This is a genomic window from Candidatus Nitrospira neomarina (assembly GCF_032051675.1).
Classification (GTDB): Bacteria; Nitrospirota; Nitrospiria; order Nitrospirales; family UBA8639; genus Nitrospira_E; species Nitrospira_E neomarina.
Genome location: NZ_CP116968.1, coordinates 1,099,353 through 1,113,436 on the forward strand (window position 1 = coordinate 1,099,353; position 14,084 = coordinate 1,113,436).

The 14,084-nt window shown below is 49.4% G+C and carries 13 protein-coding genes and 1 pseudogene; all 14 read right to left on the reverse strand.

The annotated features are described in order from the left end of the window. Nucleotides 1-18: 18 nt before the first annotated feature. A pseudogene (locus tag PQG83_RS20880) lies at nt 19-441 on the reverse strand (GspE/PulE/PilB domain-containing protein); the annotation flags it as partial. Between the two features lie 30 nt (nt 442-471). After that, a complete protein-coding gene (locus PQG83_RS04915) occupies nt 472-1,677 on the reverse strand; it encodes a type II secretion system F family protein (RefSeq protein ID WP_312747442.1) in 1,206 nt (401 codons plus the stop codon). Continuing rightward, nucleotides 1,677-2,609: a LysM peptidoglycan-binding domain-containing protein gene (locus PQG83_RS04920; RefSeq protein WP_312747444.1), complete on the reverse strand. Its 933-nt coding sequence runs from the start codon at nt 2,607-2,609 to the stop codon at nt 1,677-1,679. Before PQG83_RS04920 ends, PQG83_RS04915 begins: the two co-directional genes overlap by 1 nt. A gap of 7 nt (nt 2,610-2,616) precedes the next feature. Continuing rightward, the gene (locus PQG83_RS04925) at nt 2,617-3,018 is read right to left on the reverse strand and encodes a type IV pilin protein (RefSeq protein WP_312747446.1); all 402 of its coding nucleotides are present in this window, start codon (nt 3,016-3,018) and stop codon (nt 2,617-2,619) included. After that, nucleotides 3,018-3,557 (reverse strand): type II secretion system protein, encoded by a 540-nt coding sequence (locus tag PQG83_RS04930; RefSeq protein ID WP_312747448.1) that lies wholly within the window; start codon nt 3,555-3,557, stop codon nt 3,018-3,020. The genes PQG83_RS04925 and PQG83_RS04930 overlap by 1 nt, the downstream gene beginning before the upstream one ends. Next, nucleotides 3,535-5,919 carry a secretin GspD/PilQ domain-containing protein gene (locus PQG83_RS04935; protein WP_312747449.1) on the reverse strand — a complete coding sequence of 795 codons (2,385 nt, stop codon included), beginning with the start codon at nt 5,917-5,919 and terminating at the stop codon, nt 3,535-3,537. Before PQG83_RS04935 ends, PQG83_RS04930 begins: the two co-directional genes overlap by 23 nt. A gap of 333 nt (nt 5,920-6,252) precedes the next feature. Beyond that, nucleotides 6,253-6,858 (reverse strand): hypothetical protein, encoded by a 606-nt coding sequence (locus PQG83_RS04940; RefSeq protein ID WP_312747451.1) that lies wholly within the window; start codon nt 6,856-6,858, stop codon nt 6,253-6,255. Nucleotides 6,859-6,960: 102 nt separating this feature from the next. Continuing rightward, a complete protein-coding gene (locus tag PQG83_RS04945; protein ID WP_312747453.1) occupies nt 6,961-7,326 on the reverse strand; it encodes a VanZ family protein in 366 nt (121 codons plus the stop codon). Nucleotides 7,327-7,427: 101 nt separating this feature from the next. Further along, nucleotides 7,428-8,120, reverse strand: a complete 693-nt coding sequence (locus PQG83_RS04950) for a hypothetical protein (RefSeq protein ID WP_312747455.1) — start codon at nt 8,118-8,120, stop codon at nt 7,428-7,430. A 107-nt stretch (nt 8,121-8,227) separates the two neighbouring features. Further along, nucleotides 8,228-8,896 (reverse strand): thiaminase II, encoded by a 669-nt coding sequence (gene tenA / locus PQG83_RS04955; protein ID WP_312747456.1) that lies wholly within the window; start codon nt 8,894-8,896, stop codon nt 8,228-8,230. A 40-nt stretch (nt 8,897-8,936) separates the two neighbouring features. After that, on the reverse strand, nt 8,937-9,590 hold the full coding sequence (gene tpx, locus PQG83_RS04960; protein WP_312747458.1) for a thiol peroxidase: 654 nt from the start codon (nt 9,588-9,590) through the stop codon (nt 8,937-8,939). Nucleotides 9,591-9,700: 110 nt separating this feature from the next. Beyond that, nucleotides 9,701-10,654 carry an alpha/beta fold hydrolase gene (locus PQG83_RS04965; protein ID WP_312747460.1) on the reverse strand — a complete coding sequence of 318 codons (954 nt, stop codon included), beginning with the start codon at nt 10,652-10,654 and terminating at the stop codon, nt 9,701-9,703. 2 nt (nt 10,655-10,656) lie between these two features. Continuing rightward, nucleotides 10,657-12,597 carry a sodium-extruding oxaloacetate decarboxylase subunit alpha gene (oadA, locus tag PQG83_RS04970; RefSeq protein WP_312747462.1) on the reverse strand — a complete coding sequence of 647 codons (1,941 nt, stop codon included), beginning with the start codon at nt 12,595-12,597 and terminating at the stop codon, nt 10,657-10,659. A gap of 51 nt (nt 12,598-12,648) precedes the next feature. Then, nucleotides 12,649-14,067, reverse strand: coding sequence for an acetyl-CoA carboxylase biotin carboxylase subunit (locus PQG83_RS04975; RefSeq protein ID WP_312747464.1), 1,419 nt, complete (start codon nt 14,065-14,067; stop codon nt 12,649-12,651). Nucleotides 14,068-14,084: the final 17 nt, after the last annotated feature.

Genomic DNA, 14,084 nt, shown 5'->3' on the forward strand with positions numbered 1-14,084 from the left:
GCTATTACCTTCACTATTGCTCAAGGCTTCAACGATAGCCGAGTGAGTTGTCACCACTAATCGCAACTCAAATCCCAATTGGTGCTCCAATTCATCGATCATACGCAGGTCTTGTGGTTTTGCGAGAGCGATGGTCAGAATCTGGCCTTCTTGTTCAATGGGCACGAATTCATACCGATGCATGAGTTCGACCGGAATGGTCTCCATGAGCGGTGAGGGGATACGGAATTCCTTAAGCGTATTCCATGGTAAACCATATTGATCAGCCAGGACTTGGCCGATCACCTCTTCGGTGTGGGTGCCTCGTTCTAACAAAATGGTGGGAATAGTCTGATTGGTTGATCGGGCCGTTTCGATCAACGTCTCTTTTTCCCGTTCCAGGATGAGCCCCTTTTCGACCAGGAGGTCTTCGAAGGGCATGCGTTTAACTGGTGTGGTCATAATTTTTTTCTCGTTGAGGTCACTGGGTCGTTACACCGCTCCGGCCATTTGGAAAATAGGAAGATAGAGGGCAATGACCACCCCTCCTAAAATAACGCCAATCAGAATGATGAACATAGGCTCGATCCATGTCATCAGTCGAGATAATTGAAAATCCAATTCTCCTTCATGAAATTCGGCGACCTCAAAAAGCATGGCTTCCAGTGAACCGGTCGTTTCACCGACTTCAACCATTTCCAGGGTGAGGCGAGGGAGAAAGTTTTCTTTTTTTAATGCTGCGGAGAGGCTGGTACCTTCCCGAACATGAACAATGACTGATTGGAGCGCTTTGGCAAAGACTTTATTGGGCATGGATTTCGCTGTGACTTGCAGGGCCGATAACAACGGGATTCCGCCTCCAAGAATGGTTGACAGTGTTCTGGCTAAACGAATCACTTGATTTTTTAAAAACAAGGGCCCAAGTATCGGGGCATGGAGAAATAACCAATGTATTTGCCATTGACCTTGAGGGGTGTTTTTCCACCAATAGATCACCATTCCCCCAACCCCCAGGAAAATCAGCAGTCCGATCATCCATTGAGTGGCGGAATGGGTCAGGTCAATTAAGAGCTGGGTGGCCCAGGGCAATTCCACGCGACTTTCTTGGTAAACTTCGGCAAATGACGGAAGCACAAAAAATAACAGACCCATGGTCACCAAGAGACCAAACCCCAATAAAAATATAGGATAAATGGTCGCTTTCACGACTTTTTCCCGAACCCCAATAAGCATTTTTAAATAGGCAATATATCGGCTGAGCACTTCAGGGAGGTTGCCAGCCTGCTCCCCGGCTCGTAAGGAAGCTTGATAGAGTTCCGGAAAGTAGGTTGGGTGATGGGTCATGGCTTCGGAAATGGCCGATCCTCCTCGAATATGCTCTCGTACGGATTGCAGAGCTTGTTGAAACCCCACCTGGGTGTTTCGTTCTGCCAGAAGATCAAAGCACCGCAACATGGGCAATCCGGCTTTGAGCAGGGCTAAAAATTCCTGATTGAAAATCAGGAAATCTCTCAGTGCTAAAGGACGTTGCCGTTTTTTTCGTGAGACGATCTGCCTGGCGCCAGAGCCTGCCAGGTCCAGAACAAGCAGTCCTTGAGCCTCGAGTTGAGAGCGAAGGCTTTGAGATGTTTCGCCGTCCCCATCGGTTTCAATAATCGTTCCATCCGGACGAGCGGCTTTGTAATGAAACCGGGGCACTAGGGTGACTCAGGTAAATGAGGATTGCCAAGTGAGAGTATATGTTTTGGCTCAGGGGCACTTTCCACACGATTGTCCTGTACGGGAAGGCTTTCATGTTGTACCGGTTCAACCAGGGCCTCTGGGATGGCAGGAGAATCCGCTGGCTCACTTGAATGCCTCGAAGTGCTTACCGCGTTCGGCTGAGAGGCCATCGGAGAGGTGACCTGAATTTTGAATCCGGTCATAATCACGTCGGAATCGAGGTCATTCCATTCATGTAATTGGGCAATGGAGACATCATACATTTGGGATAATTTCCAGAGGGAGTCGCCACTTTGAATGACGATCCGTCCTTGGGAATCCGGCATGCGTTTATTCACGGACACGGATGGTGGTTTGGGCATTGAGTGTTTTGTTTGCAGGGGTTGTCCCTTACCTGAGGACTTGTGGAGTTCCTGTTTAATCAACGTGATATCAGAGGAAAGCTGTTTCATGCTCGCCATAATGTGCTGGAATGATTGGTTGAGGATTTGAATATCCGACACGAGCTGCGTGGTATCCGGCATGCTGGCAACCTGGCCCTCAAGTTCCATGTTGTGTTTTCGCAGTTGATCTCGCTCGGCCTGAGTGTCCAGAAGTTCTCCACGAATATGTTGCAGCTCAAGCCCTTGATCCTGTTCCCGATGCTGAATGGATTGCGTATGGCCTCTCAGCGATTGCAGTTCACCTGCTTGTTTGGCCATGAGAATTTTTAATGCCCCTAGTTCAGCCCGTAAGTTTTCATTTTCTATCCTGGCTTCCTGAAGGAGCACCTGTTGGTGAGAATTCTGGGAGACATACTCTATCGATGAATCGACCGCGACCGGTTTGGTCGGTTTTTGAGCACAGCCGCCTAAAATCAGGATAAATGTTCCGCTCAGAATCATGTGCGTCCAATGTTTACATTTCATTTGCTACCTACCATTCTGTATAGGGAGTGCCATCCAGCGCTTCGCCGGCACTCCCACTTTTAACATCAAATATTCCAGCAGGAGAGTCCTCGCCCTCCTCCTGTTCTTCATAAATTTCGGTCCATGTGGTCGAGGAGTGGGTAAAAGGATCCACGGGAATGGCCCGAAGATACTTCTCTTCCACCAGGTCCTCTAAGGTCGCCGGATATTCCTTTCTGTCCGCATAAAATTGATCAATAACCGCTCGCATGGTGAATAAATTCTGCTTCAGAGCCGCTTCCTTGGCTTTTATTGCCGTATGTTGAAACGTGGGAATCGCGATGGAAACCAGAATCCCCACGATTGCCACGACAATCATGAGCTCGAGTAAAGTGTAGCCCTTTTTGCCAAAAACTACAAAGTGGGTCATTACCATTCACGATAGGGGGTCCCGTCAATTGCCTTTTTTTCGCTGGTGGTATAGATGTCAAAGACATCTTCCCCGCACCACCGGGATTCGTCTGGTTCATCCTGGAAACACCGGAGCCCCCATTCCGTGGTCTCTGTTATTGGATCCAAGGGGATTTTCCGGAGGTATCGTTTAATTTCCGATTGCTCCCCGAGTTGGGCTTTTTCGCCGGTTAATTTCACCTTTAGGAGAGTTTCTAAGGTCTTAGGGTAACCGGTTACTCCCGTGGACTCTTGGCACGTCGTCACGTTTTCCACGCAGAGTTTTCCCGTACGCACAGTCCCATCTCTCGCCCAATCCTGTTGAAATGCATCAATAGCGGTTCGTACCGTTCGTAAGGTGTGGCGAAGCTCCAACTCTTGCGACCGTTTAATGCTGACTTTCGCAATGGGTAGGGCGACGGAGGCTAATATGAACATAATGACCAACGTGACCAAGAGTTCGATTAAGGTTACCCCCTCTTGAGCCGGCGAGGATTTATTCCACCAACACTCTGCCATGTTCCACCATGACCGGGATAGATTGGCCATTGGCTCCCAAGAACGTTGATTGTTGAATGTGAATGTTTGAGTTTCCAGTCCCGGTGGCTTCGAACGTCACCGTGGCAAGTGAGCCACTCCCTTGGACGGCTGTTTCCTCCTGACCCATTTGAAGAACCAATTGTCCTAAATGTGGCACGGCGGAAACGGTCATACTTGGAACCATCTGCTGAGATGTCCATACTGTCCCTTCATTGGCCTGCGCAAAGGAAAGCACCGCTGGGTCATAGGTCAGCGTGAGAGAGGTTTTTCCGACCGATGACAGGTTTTCCCCTTGAATGGTGATGGATATTTGATCTCCGACTTTAACTGACGTAGCGGTCGGCAGGACTTGTAGACGTGGTCTATCGGTCATAGACGGGGATGCATCCACCGAGCCTGGTTCCACGGATGTTGAAAGGGGTGTCTTACCCTCAGTTAATGAGGAGTCTTTGGGGAACGCTGTCGATTCGGAAGAATCGGTCGTGTCTGGGAGCAAGTCCTGGGTGTTCAGAAGAGACACAGCCGGATTAGGTTGTGAAAACATCGGCTTCGTGCTGTACTGGTTGCTTGTGCCTGACCACATCGTGTGCTTCGCTAATTGTGGCGGTGTGACGCTGCGGACGATGTGCGGTGTAATGACCAAAATGACTTCGGTCACAACTTTATTGGTATTGGTGTTACTAAAGAGTTCCCCAAGGACGGGAATGTCATCGACTCCGGGTACGGAATCCCGCGTCTTTGTGTTGTCCTCTGAAAGGAGCCCGCCGAGAACGACAGTTTCACCATCCCGCATATTGAGCGCCGTGTCCGCGGTACGGGTTCCAAACTTGAATTGGGTAATTAGGGGAGAAGCTTGAAGAATGACCCGCTCGCCGAGCCGTGTGACTTCTATTTGCAATCGAAGGGAAATGGTTCTGTTTAAATGCACGGTCGGTTCAACGGTAAGTTTGATGCCCGTATCCTTAAACTCAATGGAGGTCACGGTTGAAGTCGTAGGAACGGCACCCGTGGACGCCTGTCCCGGTAAGACATTGGTGGTTGAGAGAAGAATGGGCTGCTTATCTCCGACATTGATGGAAGCCTTTTCATTATTGAGCACTCTGAGTTTAGGCGAAGCCAGAGTTTTGGCCTGAGACTCCTGTTTGAAAAAATTCAATAACACACTGCTGGGAAATCGAAATAGGAAAGACTCCTGACCAATGTCTGTCAATTGTTTGAACGAAAATGTTGATGGAAGGGAAAAGGCGGCGGAATTCGGAGACTCAGTGCCTGGTGGGAAAATACCAAATCCCGCCTCTTTGGCAAACTGTAAACCCAGGTTTTGGGTGTTGGTACGGTTGACTTCCAAAACCTCCACTTCAAAAAGGACTTCCGAGTCGTTACGATCATTGGCCAGGATGATCTGTTCCGCCAGACCGACTTTGTCCGGTTCGTCCCGGATGACCACCGTGTTCAAGGGCTCGTTCACATAGACGCGTTTCGTTTCTAAAATCGTACGAAGCAAGTTCGCCATGTCTTTGGCTTTCGCATTGGAGAGATAAAATGTGCGAATTTGCAGGTCATCATATTGCTCCCGTTTTTGTTTGGTATCGGGGATGACCAGGAGCCGGTCAGGGCCTACCCGCTTGGCAAACAGTTGATTGGTCGTCAAAATGAGATTCAAGGCTTCATCAAACGGCGTGTCCTTCGTGAAAATAGTCACCAGGTCATCTCGCACATCCTTATCGAATAAAATATCGATATTGGCGGTTCTTGCTAAAATTTCAAAGACTTGTTTGAGTCGGGTATTCTGGAAGCGAAGGGTTACGGGCTCCGCCGAGCCACCGATGGCTTGCGTGGCTTTCTGCAATTGGACCACTCTGGTGATGCCTTCAACAGCTTCTACCAGACCGTGATCCAATTCGACGGCGGATTCATAGAGTTGCAAAGACTCGTCATATCGTCCGAGACTTTCCATACTTTTGGCGTCCAATAAGATTTGTTGGGCTGTTTTGGAACGCCAGACATCGTTGAGGGCTGTATGGTACTCATTCTTTTCAGGATCAAGCCCTACAGCTATTTGGAATTCCTGAAGAGCTTCTCCAACTTTCTGCTCTTTCAACATTTGCTTCCCACGGGAGAAATGTTGTTCTGCCGCCCGGAGTTTTACCCTTTTCAGTTTTTCATTAAGTTCGGTATTAAAGGGGTCTATTCGAACGGCTTCCCGGTAGGCCGCCACGGCCCCGTCGAAATCGCCCTTTTGCTCAAGTTCATCTCCAAGCTGGGTTTCACGAAGAGTGCAGGACATCAGAGCCATCATTAAGACCATGGCCAACAGGCAAAACGAATTCAATCTAAGCATTGGAACCTTCGCTATATTTTATGAGAATGACGGGGGGGTAAGACAGAAGAAATCAAAAAACCTCCTGAACATAGCATATCTGTCAAGTTCGAGCTAGAGATACCTGCTCGTTTCTTTAAGCTACTCTAATTTCTGTATCGGATATCTCTTCGTCAATATTGAGCCTGGAAATTTTTTCAGAAAATAAAAGGGTGTGTTTAGGTAGGTCTTAACGAGCCATGGGAAGGTTTTTATACGCTCCATGGGGGATTACCGCTCCTTGAAGTACCCGAGGGATGTTGGAATAAGAGCATTATCACACATAATCGTTACGGAAACTCTAATGGTTTAATCCTACTGAAAAGTTGGGGTTTCCTCTGCTGGGGCTTCTGTTGATGGAGCCTGAACCGGGGAAGTTGTCGAAGGAGTATCACCTAGGGAAGTTTCCCCTGAAGGAGATGTGTTCGGTGGGGGAGCACAGTTGGTCGGCGCATTGGGATTGAGCGGGTTGACCTGGCAGTTGGTGCTTCCCTTGGCTTCGAAGCGGATGGCTTGGTACGTCTTGGCACCCTTGAAGATATCCTGGTTATATGGGGTCTCGGTGCTGGTACTTCTGACTCCGTGAATCTCCTGGCCGATTTTTATTAGCGCAAACTTGTTTCCGGTTATGGGATCGGCGTAGGCCTTCCGGAGATACCGTTTGGGTGATTTCTTCGTTAATTCTTCAAGCGTTCGCGGCCATTGGTTGGGTCGTGTGGCCTTTTGAAATTCCCAGTCCCTCACAAATCGCTCAATGGCTATGGCAATACTGGTCCCACGAAATTGTAGCTCAGCCTCTCGATCCCGTTGCATGATGACCGACCACTGTTGAGTGACTTCCATGGTGGAAATGGACATGACGACAACCAGCATCATGACGAAGAGGTAGGTGACCCCATTCTGGTTCGCGAGAGAGGCCATCCGGTTTTCCGAATATTCCTTGAAAAATTTTCTCATTGCTGTCTGCGCGTGGGGGTGCCGGCATCAGTTTTATGACCACTGTGCCATGGGGTTGGGTGTGGGTTACTTGCGGATAATCAGCCGTCTTCGTCCTTTCTCTGTTATGAGCACCCAACCAAATATTAAAAAGGCGGCACCAAAGGTATCGGCAACGAGATCCAAAATGTCAGCCTGACGCTGAGGGACAAACCATTGATGGATCTCATCGGAAATCCCGAACGCAATGACGCAGATGATAGCAAGGCCCATATTTCCCGCGTGCGGGGTCGTATATTTGAATGCACGATAGAGCAAAATCCCGAGTACGCCATATTCGCAGGCATGTAAAAATTTATCATTAATATTGAACATAAAGGAAGGGAGGTGGAGGTGTTGGCCAGGATTGGATTGAGAGGAGAGATACACAATAGCGAGCGCATAGAGGATCACTGGTCCCCAATACTTCAATATCACAAATGGTTTTGATATGGTTTGGGTCGGAGAAATCTGACACGTCCTTGTTTAATGGTGGCGTAATTCTTAAATGATAATCAGTTGGGCCGGGGAATGAAATACCGTACGTCTTCGATTTGCACGACGGGCAAGATCATCCCGTCCCCTTTCTGATCATGAGAAAAACTATAGATGAGTGATTCATCGGCAACCAGAGTACCAAAAAAAAGGACGCCGATGGCTATTTGCTCACCCTTTTGTTGCTGACTCCGAATTTGCTTGGCCGATTCCAGAGAGGGGATGGCCACCAGATAGTCGGGCAATCCCATGGGCTTAAAGCGAACTATCCCCCATGATGTGGATGTGAGTTCTGGGCCAAGGGCCACCAAAAATCCCTCGTATTCGGGCATATATCTACGGAGAAAGCCTGACCATAAGAAGGCAATGGGTTGTTGAAGGATGTCCTTGTGAATAAGGCGCGCCTCGTCTCGTGCGCGGTTGAGTTGAAACAGGCGTTCGCTTTCCTCCGTGTGATCCAGGCTTTGTAAGGTGTGCCAATCTGGCGGGTGGCCTTCAAGTTCCTGAAGGAATTGTTCCTGTTCTTTTGGAAGCAGGAGGGGTCGGATATTCTTAGGAATTAGTTGGTGCAAGGACTGGCTTTCCAGTTGGATAAGGGGTTGGATTCCTTTAGCCATGGGAGGTTGTCCGCTGACCTGATCCGGAACCTGGAGCCCTACCCATAAATTAAATAACCCGAGAGCAAAAAATAAGGTATTTGGGCTCCTTTTCATGTGTTGGCGTTCTCGGAGACAGGGGTTGGGTGAAAGAAAGCTCAGGGTTTTGGACTGGGTGGATTTAGCCCACGTCATGGTATGAAAAGATAAACACACCCAATCGGCTATATGGGCCATTTTTCTTCCCGCCAGGCCATATCCCAAAACATCCATTCGTATTGCGAACTGATGAGAAAGGCTTCCTCCATCCTGCCTTTTTCAGCCCTGCCTGCGGTTTTCGCGCAGCGATCGACGACTTCGCGCATCCATCGGGTGACTTCTGCAAATTCGGGTGACCCATACAGCTGCAACCATTCATAATACGGATGAGAGGGCTTGGGTGTTGCCTTTTCCAAGAGGTGGTGTCCGACTTCACAATAGACCCATGCACAGGGGAGAGCCACCACCGTAATTTCCCCGAGTGTCCCGGTTTGTGCCACGCTTCTCATATGGCGACAATAGGCATAATTTGTTGGAGAAAGGGGGGTGGATCGCATGTCTTTGGGGGAAAGAGCCCATTGTTTTCCATACGATTCATGAAGCCCTCGTTCGACGGTTATCGTGTCTTCAACGAGTTTGGCAAACCGAAGGGCCGTCTCTCCATCCGTCGCTTTAGCCGATCCAAGCGCAAAAACTCTGGCCAATTCTTCTAAATACCTTGCATCTTGAAGGATGTAATATTGAAACTTTTTTGCCGGTAACGTGCCTTTGCCCAGTGCCACGACGAAGGGATGTTTGAACTGGGCTGCCCAAATAGGCGCTGCACGATCTCGTAATTGTTCTGAGAAGGTCATGAGAGTCCGTGGTGAATTTTTCTTAACGTGTGTGGGGCCACTAGTTTTGTAGAACGGAGCGAGCCACTTGAAAGGCTTTATCCATATCCGGCATATGGCCGAGATCAGGAGTGACCTGGAGATAGCGGATCACATTATTCGCATCGACGACCATGACGGCTCGTGCCAGAACATGCGGCCCCTCCAACAGTAATCCGTGGGAAGCACCAAACTCTCCGCCTCGATAATCGGACAGAAATTTAACATTGGTAATGCCTGCTTCCTTCGCAAATCGTTCTTGAGCGAAAGGGGTATCAATACTGATGGTGATCAGTTGCACCTGTTGATCAAGACCCTGGTTTTTCTCACTCAGATAATGCGTTTGTTGTTCGCACACTTTCGTGTCCAGGGAAGGCACGATATTGATAATGCGGACTTTCCCTTGCGTTTCATGAATGTTGACGAGTGATAAATCGCCTTTTGCCAATGGGACCGCACGTAGAGTCTCTCCGGCTTTCACTTCACTGCCACTCAGCGGCAAAGGGGCGCCTCGAAATAGAATGGTCGAACCCTCTCCTGTTCTGGCGCTTTCTTTGTCAACTGGAATGTTTTTGTAGGAAAATTCGTGTCCCGATTGACCATTAAGGGTCGAACAACCCGGCAACGAAACAGCCGTTAAAATGAGAAGTAACGAAATAAGCGAAATTTTTGGCATAATGATGCTCCTTCTATCCGGATCGGTGCTCCGAGCTTTTGGGGCCGTGGTGTGTAAACACTATCATTTTCTTGCAAGCTTAGGGTGATAACCTGTTGGGTAATGTTTCTTCAGGATTTTCGTTCTAAAAATGAGAGGATGTATTGATTCACGATAGTGGGTGCTTCCCATTGTGCAAGGTGGCCGGCCTCAGGGATGACATGCCATTCAACATGCGGTAACTGGTCTTTTACCCGTTCACCGACCTGGAGTGGAAACACCCCATCATGCTCCCCCCACAAGAGCAGGACCTGATGAGCAATCTTTTGAAGCCTTTTTCCATATTGTCCCTCCCATGTCTTGATATTGTCCATTAAAGAATAGAGGGGGGCAAGAAAGTCGCCCCTCTGGCGATTATGAAATGAACGGTCAATGATAGTAGGGGAAATGAGTGCTGAATTATAAATGATTTCTTTGAGAATATATTCCGTGGTCCTTTTTCCTGCCATCCAATTTCCCAATTTGGCGAGCCAGAGGGGAGGGCGGTGATGGAGAAAGCTCTGGTAATGCGGGGAAGCGATACTGTTTTCCACCTGGGCAGGAAATCCAGAAATAAGCACAAGTCGTTCCACACGTTCCGGATAGTCAAGGGCCATGGCCATCGCCAACCCGGCTCCCATGGAATTTCCGACCAAGGTGGCTCGTGGAATATTGAGGGTATCCATGAATTCCCGGAAAAACTCCAAGAGGTATTTTGGTGTGTACGCGCCTTCCGGTTTATCAGAGAGCCCAGAGCCGAGTAAATCCAGGATGATAACCCGATGAGTTTGGGACAAAACAGAATATTGATGTTCCCATTGCCACATCGACCCGCCAAATCCATGGATAAGGATAAGCGGTGGACCTTGCCCGACGTCAAGATAGGCAATGCGATGGGTGTTGACTCTGGCGATCTGATAGGGCACACGTTGGATCAGTTCGATTCCGGAAGGGAGTGCCCTGAGAGAGGAACAACCCAAGATCGTCAAGCATCCAAGTGAAACCATGAAAAGGAGGAAGGATCGAAAGTCAGAACGGCCCTGCATTATTATTCCAGATGAATCAGCGTTTCATCAGGATTCACTTCATCCCCTTCTCTCACGTAGATGGTGATGACCGACCCGGCAATAGGCGATTGGACGCGATTTTCCATTTTCATGGCTTCCACCACCAACAGAGAATCACCGACGTTGACACTTGAACCCTCGGTCACCAGGACCTTGACCACCCGGCCAGGCATGGGTGTGGTCACGTCCCCGGGTTGTGATGGCTTGGGACGTTTTTCCGTCTTTGATGTGTGGGATGGTGGAGGGTCAGGTGAGCCGGCTAAGACTTCTTGAATCGGTTCGAGATATACTTCTTCAAGTTTGTCATTCACCTTAATATAATAGGGTTTCACGCCGTCAACCGTCTGTCCGGATCCCGATACCCGAATATGATAGGCTTCCCCGTGAACCGTCACGTTAAATTCTACCGGGGCTAAATGAAGATCGTGAGCCACAGCCGGACCACTCTCCGAGGAGTCATGAAGAGGTTCGGGTTTTAGCTCTCCTCGCTCCCGTTCATCAAAAAATTGCAACGCCACGGATGGGAGCAGTGCATAGGAGACAATGTCTTCTTCAGCCATCTCTCGCCCAACGAGTTCCTGTTTTGCATCGTCCAGTTCAGGGTCAAGGTTGTCAGCGGGACGACCGGACACGGGGACATCACCTTCCAAAGCTTTTTGTCGTATCTTGGAGTTGAGGGTGCCCGGTGGTTTCCCATACAAACCTTGAAAGTAATTTTTGGTTTCATTGGTAATCACTTTATAGCGTTCACCGGTTAAAATATTCAGCGTCGCTTGCGTTCCGACAATTTGGCTGGTGGGGGTGACGAGGGGAGGATACCCCATGTCTTTTCGCACGCGTGGGATTTCTTCCAGCACTTCTTTGATTTTCCCCAGGGCATTTTGCTCGGCCAATTGGGCTGCCAAATTCGAGAGCATTCCACCAGGCACTTGGGAGAGAAGAATGTCCGTGTCGACACCGGTAAAATCGCTTTCAAATTGGCGATAGCGTTTTCGGGCCTTGCGTAATTTATCCGCAGCCGGAGCAATTTGCTCAAGATTCAATTTCGTGTCATACGGTGTGTTCCGCAGGGCGGCAATAAACGATTCGGTTGGAGGGTGGGAGGTACCGCCGGAAAGGGGAGATAAGGCGGTATCCAGAATATCCAACCCGCCCATAATCGCCATCAGGGAAGACATGGAAGCCATACCGGAGGTGTAATGTGTGTGCAGGTGAATGGGGACCCGGACCGTGGCCTTTAATCGTGAAATCAATTCATAGGCTTCAAAGGGAGGAAGGAGTCCGGCCATATCTTTGATGCAAATGGTGTCTGCCCCCAGATCTTCGAGTTGTTTGGCTTGTTCCACAAAATGATTCAGACTGTGGACCGGACTGACGGTATAACAAATGGTTGCTTCGATATGCTTGCCACACGCTTTCACCACTTCCATGGCCGGCCTGATATTTCTGATGTCATTCAGTGCATCAAAGATTCTGAAGACATCAATGCCGTTTTGAGCGGACAATTCAATGAATTTTTCAAGGACGTCGTCAGCATAGTGTCGATATCCCACAAGGTTTTGCCCACGCAAAAGCATTTGAAGACGGGTTTTCGGCATGGCCTCCCGGAAAGCTCGTAGGCGCTCCCAGGGGTCTTCCTTAAGAAACCGGAGGCAGGAATCGAAGGTGGCACCACCCCACACTTCTAGTGACCAAAATCCGACTTCGTCTAATTCGGATGCCACAGATAAGAGATCCTCTGTGCGCATGCGGGTTGCCAAAAGAGATTGGTGTCCATCCCGAAGAGCCACATCGGTTAAAAAGACCTGTCGCTTCGGAGATGCTTCGATATCCAGAGCGGGAGCGGCATCCAATTTTGTCCGGGTAGGGACGGGACGACTGGGTTTCCTGCTTTTATCAGAGTGTGTGGATTTTCGTGACATAAGGCGACCTTTCACATGTGCAACGGGATCACAACGTTATCATGATGGTGGTTATAATCCTTCGAACGCGGCGATGGCTGCGGACAGGGCAATAACCAGATCCTCCGGTTCTTCTGCTTCCTCATATTCAAAGAGTTCTGGATGGCGTTCAAGATAGGAGGTGTCAAATCGCCCGGCTCGAAAATCCGGTTCTTCCATGAGCTTTGTCATAAATGGAATAGTGGTTTTGACCCCCCGCAGGACGAATTCTTCGAGTGAGCGATGAGTTCGGCGAACCGTTTCGTCCCAGGTTCGACCATGAACCGTCAACTTGGCTAACAGAGCATCATAATACGGAGGGACGGTATAATCTTTGTACACCGCTCCGTCAATGCGGACACCAACGCCGCCAGGAGATAAATAGGCCGTAATTTTTCCCGACGAGGGTCGAAATCCGTTTTGGGGATCTTCCGCATTCACCCGACATTGAATGGCATACCCCTGGAGATTGACCTCATGCTGCCCGAAGACCAGAGGGCGTCCTGCGGCAATCCATAGTTGGGATTGCACAATATCAACCGTGGTAATCTGTTCCGTGACAGTGTGTTCCACTTGGATGCGGGGGTTCATTTCCATGAAATAATATCGTCCATCGGGATCTAACAAAAACTCCACGGTCCCGGCATTATAAAACTGGGCGGCGCGAGCCATAGCAATGGCCGCTTCTCCCATTTCCGCCCGTAGTCGAGGGGTTAACACAAGTGACGGGGCGATTTCTATCAGTTTTTGATGGCGCCGCTGAATCGAACAATCACGTTCTCCCAGGTGAATCACATAGCCGTTTTTGTCTGCCAGTAATTGAAATTCAATATGGTGTGGTCGTTCCACATATTTTTCAAGAAATAATTCCCCGTTTCCAAAGGCTGCCAGAGCTTCACGGGCTCCCGCCTCCATGGCCTCTTGTAATTCATCATCCGAACGCACAACGCGGAGGCCTCGCCCTCCACCTCCGGCGCTGGCTTTGACCATAACGGGGTATCCCGCCTTATGGGAGAACGTGAGTGCCTCTTCTAGAGTACCCACACTGCTATCTGTCCCTGGAACAACGGGGACGCCAATTTTAATGGCCAGTGCTCGAGCCTGGACCTTATCGCCCAGTAGTTCAAGTGAATGAGGAGATGGGCCAATAAAGAGAATGCCGGCTTCTTCGCAGATCCGGGCAAAATCGGCATTTTCTGCTAAAAATCCATATCCTGGGTGAATGGCATCCGCTCGAATACGCTTCGCCAATCCTACAATTTGTCGAGCATCAAGGTAACCTTGCACAGGGCCCGGACCGACTAAATACGCTTCATTGGCTTTTTTGACGTAAATGGCGGTGGCATCACTTTCTGAATAAATCGCCGCCGTGGCAATGCCGAATTCTCGACATGCCCGGATGACCCGCATCGCAATTTCTCCTCGATTGGCAACTAAAACTTTTTTTAACATTCGATTCTGTGTTGTGT

Coding starts and splice junctions, on each gene's coding strand:
- PQG83_RS04925 (WP_312747446.1), bottom strand. CDS start 3,018: ATGACCCACTTTGTAGTTTTTGGCAAAAAGGGCTACACTTTACTCGAG.
- oadA (WP_312747462.1), bottom strand. CDS start 12,597: ATGTCACGAAAATCCACACACTCTGATAAAAGCAGGAAACCCAGTCGT.
- tpx (WP_312747458.1), bottom strand. CDS start 9,590: ATGCCAAAAATTTCGCTTATTTCGTTACTTCTCATTTTAACGGCTGTT.
- PQG83_RS04935 (WP_312747449.1), bottom strand. CDS start 5,919: ATGCTTAGATTGAATTCGTTTTGCCTGTTGGCCATGGTCTTAATGATG.
- PQG83_RS04940 (WP_312747451.1), bottom strand. CDS start 6,858: ATGGCCTCTCTCGCGAACCAGAATGGGGTCACCTACCTCTTCGTCATG.
- PQG83_RS04950 (WP_312747455.1), bottom strand. CDS start 8,120: ATGAAAAGGAGCCCAAATACCTTATTTTTTGCTCTCGGGTTATTTAAT.
- PQG83_RS04965 (WP_312747460.1), bottom strand. CDS start 10,654: ATGCAGGGCCGTTCTGACTTTCGATCCTTCCTCCTTTTCATGGTTTCA.
- PQG83_RS04920 (WP_312747444.1), bottom strand. CDS start 2,609: ATGAAATGTAAACATTGGACGCACATGATTCTGAGCGGAACATTTATC.
- PQG83_RS04975 (WP_312747464.1), bottom strand. CDS start 14,067: ATGTTAAAAAAAGTTTTAGTTGCCAATCGAGGAGAAATTGCGATGCGG.
- tenA (WP_312747456.1), bottom strand. CDS start 8,896: ATGACCTTCTCAGAACAATTACGAGATCGTGCAGCGCCTATTTGGGCA.
- PQG83_RS04930 (WP_312747448.1), bottom strand. CDS start 3,557: ATGGCAGAGTGTTGGTGGAATAAATCCTCGCCGGCTCAAGAGGGGGTA.